Annotated in this window: 13 protein-coding genes and 4 pseudogenes; 10 read left to right on the top strand and 7 right to left on the bottom strand. The window is 58.8% G+C overall.

All coding sequences use genetic code 11. From position 1 onward, the window contains the following. Window positions 1-855 precede the first annotated feature (855 nt). Window positions 856-1,278, top strand: coding sequence for a pyridoxal-phosphate dependent enzyme (locus tag NKH16_RS31580; RefSeq protein WP_352815892.1), 423 nt, complete (start codon window positions 856-858; stop codon window positions 1,276-1,278). A gap of 171 nt (window positions 1,279-1,449) precedes the next feature. Beyond that, the gene (locus NKH16_RS31575; protein WP_352903434.1) at window positions 1,450-2,475 is read left to right on the top strand and encodes an ISAs1 family transposase; all 1,026 of its coding nucleotides are present in this window, start codon (window positions 1,450-1,452) and stop codon (window positions 2,473-2,475) included. A gap of 7 nt (window positions 2,476-2,482) precedes the next feature. Here the strand turns inward: NKH16_RS31575 and NKH16_RS31570 are convergent. From NKH16_RS31570 to NKH16_RS31560, 3 genes and pseudogenes are all read right to left on the bottom strand, one after another. Beyond that, window positions 2,483-3,013 (bottom strand): annotated as a pseudogene (locus NKH16_RS31570) (transposase); the annotation flags it as partial. 285 nt (window positions 3,014-3,298) lie between these two features. After that, window positions 3,299-4,414, bottom strand: a complete 1,116-nt coding sequence (locus NKH16_RS31565) for a saccharopine dehydrogenase family protein (protein WP_352815890.1) — start codon at window positions 4,412-4,414, stop codon at window positions 3,299-3,301. Window positions 4,415-4,773: 359 nt separating this feature from the next. Further along, window positions 4,774-5,858 (bottom strand): annotated as a pseudogene (locus tag NKH16_RS31560) (IS630 family transposase). Between NKH16_RS31560 and NKH16_RS31555 the strand changes: the two are divergent. From NKH16_RS31555 to NKH16_RS31525, 7 genes and pseudogenes are all read left to right on the top strand, one after another. Continuing rightward, window positions 5,754-5,975, top strand: a complete 222-nt coding sequence (locus NKH16_RS31555) for an aminotransferase class I/II-fold pyridoxal phosphate-dependent enzyme (protein WP_352903443.1) — start codon at window positions 5,754-5,756, stop codon at window positions 5,973-5,975. The pseudogene NKH16_RS31560 and the gene NKH16_RS31555 overlap by 105 nt on opposite strands. Window positions 5,976-5,977: 2 nt before the next feature. Beyond that, complete coding sequence (locus NKH16_RS31550; protein WP_352903432.1) at window positions 5,978-6,508, top strand: aminotransferase class I/II-fold pyridoxal phosphate-dependent enzyme; 531 nt, start codon at window positions 5,978-5,980, stop codon at window positions 6,506-6,508. A gap of 129 nt (window positions 6,509-6,637) precedes the next feature. Next, a pseudogene (locus tag NKH16_RS31545) lies at window positions 6,638-6,793 on the top strand (IS6 family transposase); the annotation flags it as partial. A 61-nt stretch (window positions 6,794-6,854) separates the two neighbouring features. Further along, window positions 6,855-7,049, top strand: a pseudogene (locus NKH16_RS31540) (IS110 family transposase); the annotation flags it as partial. Window positions 7,050-7,223: 174 nt separating this feature from the next. Then, on the top strand, window positions 7,224-8,057 hold the full coding sequence (locus NKH16_RS31535; RefSeq protein ID WP_352903430.1) for a transporter substrate-binding domain-containing protein: 834 nt from the start codon (window positions 7,224-7,226) through the stop codon (window positions 8,055-8,057). Between the two features lie 50 nt (window positions 8,058-8,107). Next, on the top strand, window positions 8,108-9,082 hold the full coding sequence (locus NKH16_RS31530; RefSeq protein ID WP_352903428.1) for an amino acid ABC transporter permease: 975 nt from the start codon (window positions 8,108-8,110) through the stop codon (window positions 9,080-9,082). Between the two features lie 122 nt (window positions 9,083-9,204). Further along, on the top strand, window positions 9,205-9,948 hold the full coding sequence (locus NKH16_RS31525; RefSeq protein WP_352903439.1) for an amino acid ABC transporter ATP-binding protein: 744 nt from the start codon (window positions 9,205-9,207) through the stop codon (window positions 9,946-9,948). A 183-nt stretch (window positions 9,949-10,131) separates the two neighbouring features. Here NKH16_RS31525 and NKH16_RS31520 read toward each other — a convergent pair whose 3' ends face one another. The 4 genes from NKH16_RS31520 to NKH16_RS31505 form a co-directional block, all read right to left on the bottom strand. Continuing rightward, the gene (locus NKH16_RS31520; RefSeq protein WP_352815880.1) at window positions 10,132-10,317 is read right to left on the bottom strand and encodes a hypothetical protein; all 186 of its coding nucleotides are present in this window, start codon (window positions 10,315-10,317) and stop codon (window positions 10,132-10,134) included. Between the two features lie 321 nt (window positions 10,318-10,638). Further along, complete coding sequence (gene pcaF, locus NKH16_RS31515; RefSeq protein ID WP_352903427.1) at window positions 10,639-11,844, bottom strand: 3-oxoadipyl-CoA thiolase; 1,206 nt, start codon at window positions 11,842-11,844, stop codon at window positions 10,639-10,641. A 9-nt stretch (window positions 11,845-11,853) separates the two neighbouring features. Beyond that, window positions 11,854-12,543 (bottom strand): 3-oxoacid CoA-transferase subunit B, encoded by a 690-nt coding sequence (locus NKH16_RS31510; RefSeq protein WP_352903426.1) that lies wholly within the window; start codon window positions 12,541-12,543, stop codon window positions 11,854-11,856. After that, the gene (locus tag NKH16_RS31505) at window positions 12,540-13,247 is read right to left on the bottom strand and encodes a 3-oxoacid CoA-transferase subunit A (RefSeq protein WP_352903424.1); all 708 of its coding nucleotides are present in this window, start codon (window positions 13,245-13,247) and stop codon (window positions 12,540-12,542) included. Before NKH16_RS31505 ends, NKH16_RS31510 begins: the two co-directional genes overlap by 4 nt. 120 nt (window positions 13,248-13,367) lie before the next feature. Between NKH16_RS31505 and NKH16_RS31500 the strand changes: the two genes are divergently transcribed. Next, window positions 13,368-14,129 carry an IclR family transcriptional regulator domain-containing protein gene (locus NKH16_RS31500; RefSeq protein ID WP_352815874.1) on the top strand — a complete coding sequence of 254 codons (762 nt, stop codon included), beginning with the start codon at window positions 13,368-13,370 and terminating at the stop codon, window positions 14,127-14,129. The last annotated feature ends 548 nt before the right edge of the window (window positions 14,130-14,677 follow it).

Raw genomic sequence — 14,677 nt, 5'->3', positions numbered from 1 at the left:
TCCTGCAGCAGTGTCACCAAGACGCCAAGCGTTCTGGGATCGACATGTGGGGCAGCGGCAATGCGCCACGCGGTGCAGACCGCGCAATCAAACATCCAGGCCGGAACCTCCAGCCACCGATCGGAGGCGTGGCCAGAGAGACTGCAGCGGAAAACCTCCCGGTCAGCCTTCTCGATCACCTCATGAACGTGAACACAACGCCCGGCCCAGGGATGCCATGGATAAAGAAACTTGCGTTCCTCGGTCCCGTGGGCGTTCTCTCGTCGTGTTGTACAACACCGCCCGGCCGCATTCCCAAATCGCCTGGCAGACACCGGCCGAGTTCGCCACCACCTTCAATCTGCGACGGTCGCTCGCGCTGCGCGATGCCAAAGGCTCCGCGCCAGCGCCCGTCGCTTCACCCGCCCAGCAGGGCACAACCCACGCCGGAAACGAACTCAAAACTGGATAGAAACTGGGGGCAACGTCAGCAACTCTCAATGACGAACGAGGCGCTGGAATAGTAACGGGAGTCTGGCGCCGGATAACGCAGATGACGTCAATCAAAGACGCCTCTAGAATGACTGGTGCATGGCTATTCAGCTCCGTCGCGTGTTGCCGGAGAGAAAATGCTGCAAAAGTTCGAACGCTATCCGCTCACATTTGGACCCATGCCCCATGCCCATCGAGAAGCTCGACCGCCTCTCCAAGCATTGGGGGGAAAGGTGGAAATCTACGCCAAACGCGAGGACTGCAACTCCGGTCTCCCGTTTGGCGGAAACAAGCTCCGCAAGCTCGAATACATCCCCCCGACGCGATCGCGTCAAACGCTGATACGCTCGTCACCATCGGGGGGTGCAATCCAACCATACGCGCATGGTCGCCGCGGTCGCCGCCAAGATCGGCATGAAATGTCTCCTGGTTCAGGGAGCTGGGTACCACACGAGGATGCCATTTACGACCGTCGGCAACATTCTCTTGAGCCGGATCATGGGGCCAGAGGTGCGCCTGGTCGACGAGGGCTTTGACATTGGTATCCGCCGCAGTTGGGAAAAAGCACTCTATCAGGTCAAGGCGAGGGGCGGCAGACCCTATGCGATACCAGCCGGTGCATCTGTTCACCCGAAAGGCGGCCTCGGCTATGTAGGGTTCGCGGAGGAGGTGCGCGCCCAGGAGGAACAGCATGGGTTTGCCTTCGACTACATCGTCGTTTGCACGGTCACGGGCTCGACGCACGCCGGCATGGTCGTCGGATTCGACAAGGACGGTCGACCCGCACATAGGTCTGGCGCAAATTGAGACCCGTCTTCCTGGCAGGGGAATCGCATTTTGAGTAGATGGGAAATGGCTTGCCAAGTGACGGGTTGTGGATTCTTAAGAGGGTTCCATTATTTGGGAGCTCTCGATGGAAACGATCCAGACTGTGTTCGGTCATCTCGATCCACGCGACCAGAACGCTCGCCACGATTTTTGCGAGTACTGTTCATTGCCTTCGCCGCGATGTTCTGCGGCGCCAAGAATTGCTCCGACATCTGGCGCTTTGGGCAGGAAAAGGAAGCAATGCTGCGCCAGGTGCTCGCTTTGGCGCATGGCATCCCCTCGCACGACACCTTCTCGACACTGTTTCGCAAGCTTGTCCCGACGGCGTTCGCAGAGGCCTTCGCCGGCTTCATGCGCCATGTCGCGAGCGCTGCCGGCGGTGCCGGGCAGATCGCCCTCGATGGCAAGTCCATGCGGGGCGCCTTCGAGAAGGGCCGCCAGTTCGCGCCGCGGATGATGGTGTCGGCCTGGGGCGCGCAGCTGCGCATGACGCTGGCAGCCTTGCCGGCGCAGAGCGGCAACGAAACCAAGGCGGCCATCGAACTGTTGCCCCTGATCGACCTGCGCGGCGCCGTGGTGACGGCCGATGCGCTGCATTGCTCGGCCCAGATGGCCGAGGAGATCACGCGGCGCGGCGGCAGCTATGTGCTGGCCCTGAAGGGCAATCAGAAGCTGCTTCTGGCCGATGCCGAGCGCCTCATGGCCGGCCGCCCAACGCCCAAGGCGGCACTGGCCGTTACCGAGGAGGTGAGCCACGGCCGCCTGGAGCGGCGGGCGGCGCGTGTCGTGCGTGCGCCCGGGCTTGGCCGCAAGCATGGCTTTGCTGGCCTTGCGGCCATCGGCGAGGTCAAGCGCACGCGTGTGATCGATGGCAAACGGCAGGAAGAGTGCTGCCTCTATGTGCTCTCGCGACCGATGTCGGCCAACGACCTGCTTGCCGTCGTGCGCCGTCACTGGGATGTCGAGAATGGCCTGCATCGACAGCTCGACGTGATCTTCCGCGAGGACGACTGCCGGACCAGAAAGGATCACGGCCCCGAAAACCTCGCTCTGCTGCGGCGCTTCTGCCTCAATACTTTCCGGGCCGACAGCAAAAAGGACACCATGCTTGGCAAAATGATGCGCGCAGGCTGGAACGATGCTTATCTCTTCCAGCTCATGACTCAAATGCAATAGCCCTGGTCTTCCTGGCCAGCCGCACCAGCCGTTCGCGCGCCCGCTGGATGAGCTTGGCGTCGGTCGGGAAGATGACGTTCTTCGGCTGCACGGTGGTGTCGACGATCACCTGGCGCGTGTCGGCCGGCTTCATCGCCCCGGTCCTGACCCCAATGCTGAGGCTTTCCTGCAAGAGCGCTACGATCCGCGCCTCGCTCATGCGGCTGCGCCAGCGCGTCGTTGACGAGCGGTCGAACGGCAGCTCATGGCAGAAGAACGCCTCGCCGCAAAGATACTGGAAGTAGGGCTTCTCCACCTAGCGCTCGCACAGCACCTCGTCGGACAGGTTTAAGGTGTGCTTGAGGATCGTCATCCGGGTCGGCAGCGGCGGCATGCCAGGGCCGTCTGAATAGACCCCGCCGAAACGCGCCTCCAGCACCGGCCAGTCGATCGCCTGCGCCGGCCGCACCAGCTCGTGCTTCATGTTGATGATCTGATCGAGCCGGGAACGGAACAGGTCCTGCTCTCCCGTCTCGCGCTTCTCGCGTGGCCTGGACACCGCCATCCCCTCTCGATTCGCCCCGCCAAAACGAGTGAATCACGCTCGGCAGCCCAAGGGAACCGCAAAACCGAATTGCAGGAAAGCAGCGCCCAAGCACTGCAAATCCTGCAATTCCAAAGCCGCTGCCCGCCCTAATCAGGATGCCAGATCAACGGCTTGCGGATAGTTCACGGCCGACTTTCCGGGTTGAGCATGTGACTGTGATCCGCCTTTCCAATTGGCTGGTCGCCGAAACGACCGCCGATGATATGGGACCGCCAGACTGCCACTGGAAAGGCCTGCTCAGGCCGCAACAGTGGCGCCATGGTGCTTCGCCGCGTCTCCCTGCCGATAACAGACCCCGAAGCGGTTCTCCAAAAATGCGTTGAGCCCGATGTCTTCCTGCCGGATGAAGCCCTCGGCTGAAATCTTGTCGCCGACAAGGAGGTCGAGGACCGCACAGATGCTGGATGCGGTGGTGATCTGAATCGCGCTTGTGATGCGCCGGCCTACCTCGGCGCTGTAGATTTTTTTCGCGTAGGTTTCCTGGACTAATCGGCCGCCTCTGCGTCCAGAGACGGTCACGAAGACGATCACGACATCCTGCAGCGTGGTGGGCAGGGCCTGTTCGAGTATGTCCTTCAGCACATCGCGGCGGTGCCGTAGCCCCAAGTCGTGCAAAAGCGCCTTCATGATCGCGGCATGACCCGGATAGCGTATGGTCCGGTAGTTGAGTGTGTTGACCTTGCCCTTCAGCGTTTCGCAGAATGTCCCAAGGCCGCCGGAGGTGTTGAAGGCCTCGTAGGTGACGCCGTCGAGCGAGAATTCTTCACGTTCCTCCAGAGCGGGAACTTCGACCAGCTCGCCGTTCACGATCGCTTCGCAGGGCTGGATGTACTCGTTGATGACCCCGTCGGTGCTCCAGGTGAGGTTGTAGTTCAAGGCATTGCTCGGAAACTGCGGGAGGGCGCCGACGCGCAACCGTACGCTGTCGAGGCTGTCGAACTTGCGCGATAGGTTGCTTGCTACGATGGAAACAAAACCTGGTGCCAGACCGCATTGTGGAATGAAAGCGGTTTTGGCGGTTTTAGCAATTCGTTTCACCTGCCGCGTGGATTCAACGTCTTCGGTGAGGTCGAGATAATGGATGCCGGCTCTGGCCGCAGCGGTGGCGATGGCGACGGTGAGCTGGAAGGGTGCCGCGCTCAAGACCGCAAGCTTGCCGGACAGCTGCGCAGCCAAGGCTGCGTCGTCGGTGATGTCAAGTTTGGCCGTCGAACGCGCGGGACCGCTTTCAATCTCCGCCAGCTGTTGGGCGCTGCGGTCAACAACAGTGACATGATAGTCCCCGGTGTCCGCGAGCAACCGTGCAATCGTGGAGCCCATTTTGCCTGATCCGATCACGACGACGTCTTTCATTATTTCTTCCTGCAACAGCACGACGGTCTGACTTCGTTACACTTAATCAGATTCCGCAGCTGATTTTTGTAAAAGTTCCATTAATCTTTGAGCAGATCGGAGGGGCGATTTGGCAAGGTGCAGGAACGCTTTGGCTATTTCCCGCAGCAAAGCCCCCCGCAATCGGACCATCGAGCGACTGGAGCACAAACCGGAGGCATGGGCCACGCGCGTCCGCGGAACAGCCTTTTCGGCAGGCATCCGTGTGACGTAAGACTGTTGAGGCATTGAAGTTGCCATTGGGGGTGCTTCAACGGCCGGCAGGCCAGATCGCGTCGATCTGGAGTCGGACGGGAAGCAGGACGCTAGCACCAGACAAGCTAGTGCATTGATTCCAACACTTGGTGCCCTACGTCTGACGGCTGCGATGGTGTTGTCAGGGTCTGCTTTCCAAATGAACGGCTTTGGCTCTTCGTTGTGCTCTTTGATAAAGCTTGATGGCTGCCTGAAGATCAACGACGGAATGAAAGACACCATTTTTCAGTCGTCGCCGTGTGAGCTTTGCGAAGAAGCCCTCGACGGCGTTCAACTAGGAACACGATGTCGGAACGAAGTGGAATGTCCAGCGTGGGTGCCGCGCCAGGTCCGGACCTTCGGCTGTTTGTGCCTCGCATAGTTATCCAGGATGACGTGAACCGCCGTAGCGTTGGGCAACTGAGCCTGGACTCCGTGAGGAAGCGGATGAACTCCTGATGCCGGTGACGCTGCATGTTGCGGCCAATGACGGAGCCGTCGAGAACATTCAGGGCGGCGAAGAGTGTCGTGGTGCCATGGCGCTTTTAATCATGGGTCATCGTGCCGCCGCGGCCCTTCTTCAAAGGAAGTCCTAGCTGCGTCCGGTCGAGCGCCTGGATCTGGCTCTTTTCATCGACGGAAAGGACAATGGCATGGGCCGGCGGCGAGACATAGAGCCCGACGACGTCGTGCAGTTTCTCGGCAAAGCCTTGTCATTCGACAGTTTGATGCTGCGCCAGCGGTGCGGCGCAAGGCCGTGCCCGTGCCAGATCTTGACGACCGAAGACGCCGCGATCCCAACCGCCTTTGCCATCGCACGAACGGTCCAGTGCGTGGCCTCCCGCCTGGGCGTTTCCAGAGTCAGAGTCCACCCGGTCGATAACATCAACCTCAAGCGGCGCAGTGCCGGGCGGCCGGCTCTTGTCACGCAAAAGACCGTCTACACCTTTCGCCATGAAGCGTTCCTGCCAACGCCAGACGCAGGTCTTCGACTTGGCCGTCGCCTCCATGATCGCGACGGTTCCCAGACCCTCGTCGCTCATCAGATGATCTTCGCCCGCCACACATGCTTTTGAGTCGAACTGCCCGCCGAAACGATTGCATTGAGACGAACTCGGCGCTGGAGGAGGAACTGAAGAAGGCGGAAGGCGCACGCTTCACGTTGATCGATGGCGTGTTCTCGATCGACGGCATCATCGCAAATCTCAAGGGCGTATGCGACCTCGCCGACAAGTACGGTGCGATGGTCATGTTGGACGATAGTCACACCCGTCGGCTTCGTCGGTGAGCATGGGCGGGGCTCTGCCGAATTTTGCGGCGTGGAGGGTAGGTTGGAAATTATCACCGGCACGCTCGGCAAGGCGCTCGGCGATGCCTCCGGATACCTCCGGCAATACAGAAGTGATCGACTGGGTGCGCCAGCGCTCTCGGCCCTATCTCTTCTCGAACACGCTGGCGCCGGTGATGCCCGCTGCCTCCCTGAAGGTATTCGACGTCATCGAGCATGGGAGCGTTTTGCGCCAAAAGCTTTACGCTAACGCCGAACGTTTTCGGTCGAAAATGAGAAGTGCCGGTTTCAGTCTGGCCGGCGCGGACCACCCGAAACATTCCAGTGATGTGGGGGGCGCGTTTCTGGCCCAGCAAATTACCGAAAAGATGCTGTCACGTGGGATCTATCATGCCGGATTTTACTTTCCGGTCGTGCCGAAAGGCCAAGCACGTACCCGCACTCAAATGTCGGCAGCGAATTCATTGGCGGATATCGATTGCGCAGTCGAGACCTTTGTGAAGGTCGGCAAAGAACTGGGCGTAATTCCATAACTCTATGTGCGCAGTGGCAGGTTCATCCCGATCAAAATCCCGATAGACGTTTTCAGATGAATTCGTGTTACGACAAGATCAGGCTGCAGGGCATGTCTCAGCCACGGTCGCGCGACACCTCACACTAGCCGCCGCATCCGCTCCATGCTCGGCTTCAAGTCACAGGCGAGCGTCGCTGCCATCCTGTTTGGCATCGAGATGATCCACATGGTGCGCAAAGGACAGGCGAGGTATGCCTACTGTCCCAGTCCGTCGATCGCCGAGCAGTTCGATACCCTCGCTGCCTGCCTGTCGGATAGGCCAAAATGGCCGTTCACGACCCATTTTCCAAGTTTGCGACAAAACCGAGCGCGGTGGTGAGGTTCGCTATCTCAGTAGAGACGTTAGAGGAGGTCAGGGGCGTTCTGTGAAGCGCCTGGCCGCAAAGCATGAGAAGCTGCACCTTTGTTACGAGGCAGGCTCCACTGGCTTCGGCCTTCACCGTCTCATCGTCGAATTCAGTTACGATTGCATCGTTGTTGCATCTTCGCTTCTCCCGAAGACGCGGTGACCCGATGCCGAAGCATTTCACACAAGTCTTGTTTTTTGAAGCGCCCATTTCGGCAGGCGACGCATTTTGGCGCAATATGCCAGTCGCTATGCCTTACTGACAAATGAGCAGACAATAAGCATGTCTGTGGGTTCTGGGCAACAAACGCAACAAAGGGGAACAGGGATGAATAGGTTTCTGGTAAGGCTCACAGCGACTGCATCGATCGTATTTGCGTCGTTCGCTTTCGCTATTTCTGTCCATGCTGGCGAAGTACTTGATCGCGTCCTCGCCACGAAGACGCTGACAGTGGCGACAAGCTCCGCGTTCCCTCTGGCGTCGTTCATAGACAAAAACGGGCAACTTGACGGTTTCGACGTGGAAGTTGCCAAAGGCATCGCGAAGTATATGGACGTAGAGGCTAAATTTGTGACGCCGGGGTGGGATATCATAACTTCGGGCAGATGGGAGGGCCGTTGGGATCTTGCCATGGGTCAGATGACGCCGACCGTGCCGCGGGCCAAGCTATTCGACTTTCCAGCCGTGTACATCTACGGCAACTCGGTTGCCGTCGTTCACAAGGATAGCAAAGCGACCAAGCCTTCTGATCTTGATGGCAAGGTGATCGGCGTTTCTGCGGGATCTTCAGAAGAGTCCTATGCTAAGCACACGCTCGAGGTGTATGATGCTCCACCGGTAAAATTCCAGTTCACGCCGAGCGAGGTGAAGGGCTACGAATCCTCCACCAGTGCAGCGGATGATCTTCGCCTGGGCGATGGCGTTCGTCTTGACGGCTTTCTTACTGAGGAGCTGGAAGCGAAAGCAATGATCAAGGCCGGGTATCCATTCAAAATTATGGGTGGGCCGCTCGTATCCGCGCCGGCCGTGATCGCCGTGCTTCATGGTGACAAGGAATTCAGCGATAAGGTTGCGGCGGCGGTCAAGAGCATGAGAGAAGACGGCTCGCTCTCCAAGCTATCGATCAAATGGTACGGCTCGGATCAAACCGTCCAAAAGTAGCACTGCAGCGGCCCAGGTTAACCTGGGCCGCTTTCTCGGGAGGAATTCCTATGCTTTATCAGGATACAGTTGAATCCGAGCTACTCGTCCATAAGCCTTGGTTTGTTGCCTCAATCTTTGTCGTCGTGCTTGCGGTTTTCCTGATGGTCAACCTGACTGGCACGACCTTCGGCGAACTCATGCGCCCGGTCATCGGGGACCCGCTCCAAAGCGGGTTCTATGGGCGCTTCGCGATCGCCTTTATGATTGCAGTCATCTTCTGCCTCAACGTCGTGTTGATCGGTTTTGCGCCGTTGAGAGTGCAAATCGGCGTTGTATGGCTTGAACTACTTCTCCTGTTTCTTGCCTTCTTCAAATCGTTTAACCTGAGCATGCCCTTCATCTGGGAGAATTTGCCGTACCTGATCACCCAAGGGGTGGTGACAACGATCTACGTTTCGGCGATTTCACTCGTGTTTGCATCTCTCATCGCCATCGTCGCGGCGGTTGCAAAACTTTCCAGCAATGGCTTCGCCTACGCCATCGCCAGCTTCTACACGTCGTTTTTCCGTGGGCTGCCGCTCCTAATGCAGCTCTACCTGATCTATCTGGGGTTGCCACAACTGGGCATCGTCATTGACGCCGTTCCTTCCGGCATTCTGGCACTGTCGCTTTGTGTGGGCGCCTACATGACGGAGATTTTCCGCGCCGGCATCCAAAGCATCGACCGCGGCCAGTGGGAAGCGTCCCGTTCCATGGGGTTCGGATTTGGCCTGACTATGCGCAGGATCATCCTGCCGCAGGCCCTTCCGGTTATCATTCCTCCGATGGGCAACACCTTTATCGCAATGTTGAAGGACAGCTCGCTCGTGTCGGTGCTTGGTGTATGGGAACTGACCTTTCTTGCACGCACGATCGGCCAGCCAACCTTCCATCACATGGAGATGCTGATAACGGCTGCGATCATATACTGGATCATGTCGGCCTGCCTCGAGGTTGCTCAATCACGGCTCGAGCGTCACCTCGCAAGGAGTAAAGTGCGATGACCGTTAGCAACATAAATCAGCTGAAGGGCCCAAACGGAGGCAGCACCTCGCAGTCGATTGGCAATTGGCTGCACGTAGGCTTGCCTTCACCACAGCAGTCTTCCAGCTCAAAGCAGGCGCCGATGAATGCCGACAAAGTTATCGAAGCGACCAACGTTTCCAAATGGTACGGCACGTTCAGAGCATTGACGGATATCAACCTCACCGTCCGCAAAGGCGAACGCATTGTGATCTGCGGTCCCTCCGGCTCGGGAAAATCAACGATGATCCGCTGCTTCAACCGCCTCGAAGCGCATCAGGAAGGTGAGATCACGGTCAATGGGATCCGCTTACACAACAAGATGTGCAACATCACCGAGGTGCGCAAAAACGTTGGCATGGTGTTCCAGCATTTCAATCTCTTCCCCCACATGACCGTGCTGATGAACTGTATGGCTGGCCCGATGTGGATCAAGGGCGTGCCAGAAGCCGAGGCAAGGAAGACGGCCTTGAAAGTCCTCGAGCGTGTGCGCATTCCCGAACAGGCGAACAAATACCCAGTGCAACTCTCCGGCGGGCAACAGCAACGCGTTGCCATTGCTCGCTCGCTCTGCATGGAACCTGCCGTGATGCTGTTTGACGAGCCGACTTCGGCACTCGATCCGGAAATGGTGTCGGAAGTACTCGAAACCATGACAAGTCTTGCCCGCGACGGGATGACCATGGTCTGCGTCACCCACGAAATGGGCTTTGCCCGTGCCGTCGCCGACCGGGTGATCTTCATGGATGTGGGTCGGATCGTCGAAGAAGCCGCTCCCAAAGACTTCTTCACCAATCCCCAGCACGACAGAACAAAGCTTTTCCTCAGCCAAATCTTGCAGCACTGAGGCCCAGCGCCTGGTCGATTGAGGTGCCGAGGTGATCACTGCAGACTGCGGCTTTATGGTTCGTCACCAGGCAGCGATCTCTGCAGCATCAATGTGCCGGCGGTAACCTCAAGGCTGCTTCTCCTTCCGACTCTGCTGTGTCAGTTAACTCCTGCAAAAAAGCTCGCCATAATAACCTCTGACTCACAACATTGCAGTGAAGACCTGTTGGGCATACAAAACCCCGGCGACCGGAAGCGTGTAGTCATCGGAGGGATTGAAGATGGGGTATACGTACGCCACGCTCTGGCCCGCCCACTCGTGCGGACTGACGTTGATCAGATCGAACAGGAGGTTGGCGGCTGCATCGCGCGACTCCGCGTCGAGCATCCCAGATTGCGTTGATACTCTTCGAGTGCACGGGCTGCCTGTTGTCACAAATGCCCGACGGCGCAAGATAGGGTTGCCCATCTACAACATCACGGACCTCTGCAAACTGACCCTTGCGACGGTGGGCACCCGCGCCTAACGCTGCGGTTTGAACTGTCAAGGTGCGGCTGGAGAAGGCTCACAAGTCAACGGAGCTCAAACCTCGTCGGAGGCATCCGCTGACGTAATGGCCGGGGTTTTCGTCCCGGTTGTTTCTGCGTTTTCCGAGGCTGTCGTTTGCCTTCGATGGCTAGCGTCGGTCGCATGCATCTCGGTCCTGGGTTAAACGCGTTCAAGCGCGACCGCTATCCCCTGGCCCACGCCGATGCACATCGTAGACAGTGCGTACCTGCCCTTGCGGAGCGAAAGTTCGAGTGCTGCCGTCCCCGAGATGCGGGCGCCCGACATACCGAGCGGATGTCCAAGCGCGATCGCTCCGCCGTTCGGGTTCACGCGGGCGTCGTCGTCGGCAATCCCGAGGTCGCGAAGCGCGGCGATCCCTTGGGACGCAAAAGCTTCATTGAGCTCGATCACGTCGAACTGGTCAGCAGTGAGGCCGAGACGGGACATCAGTTTCCTGGAAGCTGGAGCCGGCCCGAAACCCATAAGACGGGGAGGAACGCCTGCGGCAGAGCCTCCCATCACGCGGGCGATCGGCGTCAGGCCGTATTTCTTGGCAGCAGCCTCGGAAGCGATAATAAGAGCCGCAGCTCCGTCATTAACGCCGGAGGCGTTGCCGGCCGTTACGGTGGCGCCGTCCATGTTGTTGACCGGCTTCAGCTTGGAGAGCGCGTCTAGGCAGGTTGCGCGCGGATGCTCGTCTGTGGATACGATGACCGCATCACCCTTCCGCTGCGGCACGCTAACCGCGGCGATCTCCTTGGCCAGACGACCGTTTTCCTGTGCTGCAGCAGCTTTTGCCTGCGACCGGACGGCAAAGGCGTCCTGGTCGTCGCGAGAGACCTTGAAATCGATGGCGACATTGTCGCCTGTCTCCGGCATGGAGTCGACGCCATACTGCTTCTTCATCAGAGGGTTTATGAAGCGCCAGCCAATCGTCGTGTCGTAGATCTCCGCGTTGCGCGAGAAAGCGGCTTCGGCTTTGGGCATCACAAAGGGCGCGCGGCTCATGCTTTCCACCCCGCCGGCGAGCATCAGCTCGGCTTCCCCCGACTTTACGGCGCGCGCGGCCGTGATGACCGCGTCCATACCGGAACCGCAAAGACGGTTCATGGTGGTGCCAGTTACCGAGACAGGCAGACCGGCCAGAAGCAGCGACATGCGGGCGACGTTTCGGTTGTCCTCTCCGGCCTGGTTGGCGCATCCGAAGATCACGTCACCAAGCGCTTCCCAATCGACCGCAGGGTTCCGATCCATTAGAACCTTTAGCGGGATTGCGCCAAGGTCGTCGGCGCGCACTGAGGAGAGCGAGCCCCCAAAGCGGCCAATCGGCGTGCGGATATAGTCGCAGATAAATGCTTCAGTCATATTGTCTCCTCAGAGTGCCGGCACCATGAGATCGGTGACCGGACCTGCGATGTGAAGCTTGGCGCCCGTCATGGCCTGGAGTTCCTCGAGCGTCATGTCGAGGAGTTTTTCGCGCAGCACGAAGTGGCCGTCTTTGATGTCAATCACCGCATGGCTCGTGTAGACGCGGGTGATGCAGGCGACGCCGGTCAGCGGGAAGGTGCATTTTTCCACCAGTTTCGGCTCGCCGGTCTTGGCGACGTGCTCGGTGATAACTGACACTTGCTTGGCACCGTGCACGAGGTCCATGGCGCCGCCAACGGCCGGGACGCCTTTGGTGCCGACACGCCAGTTGGCAAGATCGCCGTTCTCCGCAACCTGCAATGCACCGAGGATCGCCACGTCGAGGTGGCCGCCGCGAATCATTGCGAAGCTGTCTGCATGGTGGAAGAAGCATGCGCCTGGCTTGAGGGTTACGGCCTTCTTTCCCGCATTGATGAGATCCCAGTCCTCCTCGTCAGCAGCGGGTGCTTCGCCAAAATTCAGAATGCCGTTTTCCGTATGGAAGATCGCCTGCCGGCCGGGCGGCTGATAGCGAGCGACCATCTCCGGAAAGCCGATACCGAGGTTCACGTAGGCGCCGTCGGCGATGTCTTGGGCCGCCCGCCAGGCGATCTGCGCGTTGGAAAGCTTGATGTCTTCTCGGACGTTGACGGTCATACGTAGGCCACTCCGGCTCGGATGAGCTCTTCTTCCTGTTGCGGGTTCGCGACATGAACGACGCGGTTGACGAAGATGCCGGGCGTGACGACGTGCTCCGGATCGATTTCGCCGACCTGCACGATCTTGGAGGCCTGCACGATCGTCTCGGCGGCGGCCATGCACATCAGCGGGTTAAAGTTGCGGGCGGCCTTATTGTAGGTCAGGTTGCCGTAAGTGTCGGCGACATGCGCCTTGACGATGGCGAAGTCGGCCTTTAGCCAGCGCTCCTGCACGTAGGCGTGGCCGTCGAACTCCGCAATCACCTTGCCTTGGGCAAGATCGGTGCCGTAGGCCGTCGGCGTATAGAAGGCCGGGATACCGGCGCCGCCGGCGCGAATGCGCTCGGCGAGCGTCCCCTGCGGCACGAGCTCCAGTTCGATCTCGCCGGCGAGATACTTGTCGGTGAACGCACGCGGATCGGACGACTTCGGGAACGAGCAGATCATTTTTTTGACCATTCCCGCGTCGATCATCGCGGCGATGCCGATACGGCCGTTGCCGGCATTGTTGTTAATGACGGTGAGGTTCTTTGGCCCCTTTTCGATTAGGGCGTGGATGAGTTCGATCGGCGCGCCTGAGCCGCCGAAACCGCCGGTCATGACGGTTGCCCCGTCAGCAATCCCGGCGACTGCATCCGACAGGCTCTCGATCGTTTTGTTCATTAGGGCCTCCATTCCGCACTGTCTGTGCGGTTTCGAGATACTACTCACCGGCGTAGACGGCAACTCAAATGTGCGATATGTTGCCGTTGTTCGGTTATCGCACAAAGGGAGATCTAGGGGATGGCCGTGAAGGAACGGGACATGATGGGAAGCCTGGCGAAGGGCTTAAAGGTTGTCGAGGCTTTTACGGCGGAAACTCCAAGGCTCAGCATTTCGCAAGCATCCGAGATCGCCGGTCTAGACCGAGCAACCACACGGCGCTGTCTTCTGACGCTCGCAGAACTTGGCTACTGCGCCTATGACGGCAAGTTTTTCACCGTGACCCCGAGAGTGCTCAGGCTGGGCACCGGCTGCTTCGCAGCGATGCCGCTGCCGCGGATCGTTCAGCCGTTCCTCGACCTACTTTCAGAAGAGATCGGACAGAGCACATCGGTATCCATCCTCGACGAAACCGAAATCGTGTACATAGCCCGCGCAGCCCAACGCCGCGTGATGTCGATAACTTTGATGCCGGGATCGCGCCTGCCCGCCTACTGTACTTCCCTGGGACGCGTGCTCCTCGCGGCGGCGGGGGAGGGAACGGCTCTTCGACTGCTTCAGGCATCGCAGTTGGTCGCCCGGACAGAATACACGGTGACAAACATTGATGCATTGATGGTGGAGATCGCGAAAGTGAGCGAGCGCGGCTTTGCGTCCATCAATCAAGAAGTTGAAATCGGGCTGTGCTCGCTCGCAGTGCCGTTGAAGGCCGCCAACGGCAGGACCTTGGCCGCCCTCAATGTCGGGCTCGCGGCGGGCAAGACAAGCATGGCGGAAATTGAGCGAATGTATTTGCCGCCCTTACTCCGAACGGAATCCGAGTTGAGACAGTCGCTGATATAGATCGTACACGAGATGACATCATATTCTCGACGGCAGTCGTCAGGCTCAAAGGTACGTTTGCTGTCAGCTCTCGTTCACTCCAGTTAAATTCGTAAGCTCTGCGTAGCCGGCGACTGTCTGATGGAAATCGCAGGCAGTTCACATAGCGACCGCCTTTCCTCAGGACCGCTCCTCCATCCTGCTTCTCCAACGTCAGCGGGTTAGTACAATCGAGGAGCAGCGACGTCGAGACCTCACCAGCTACCGCGAGACAGGGGAGCAGGATCTGTTCCGCTCAACAATGCGGTATTCGTTGTTATTATTTGTCCTTAATTGAACGCGTCTTGGGTCAGTCTGCGTGATGACCGCTAAGCAATAAGAGCGTCCGTGTATTGGTGGAACGACTCAGCCGCCGATACAATTGCGCGCCGACTTCAAACGCCTGCTCTAATGGCGGCTTCAGAAAAATCTAACAGCTTGACTGCAAGCAGAATCATCACGGAGCGCGCTGGGATGAAACGGGAGACTCATAAAGTGGGCCAGATTGAAGACATCTTGGCACCTGTCAA

Origin of the sequence: Mesorhizobium sp. M1307 (genome assembly GCF_040318155.1) — a bacterium.
Lineage (GTDB): Bacteria > Pseudomonadota > Alphaproteobacteria > Rhizobiales > Rhizobiaceae > Mesorhizobium.
Note: the sequence above shows the minus strand (reverse complement) of the source record. Positions and strands in the feature narration are given on the sequence as shown.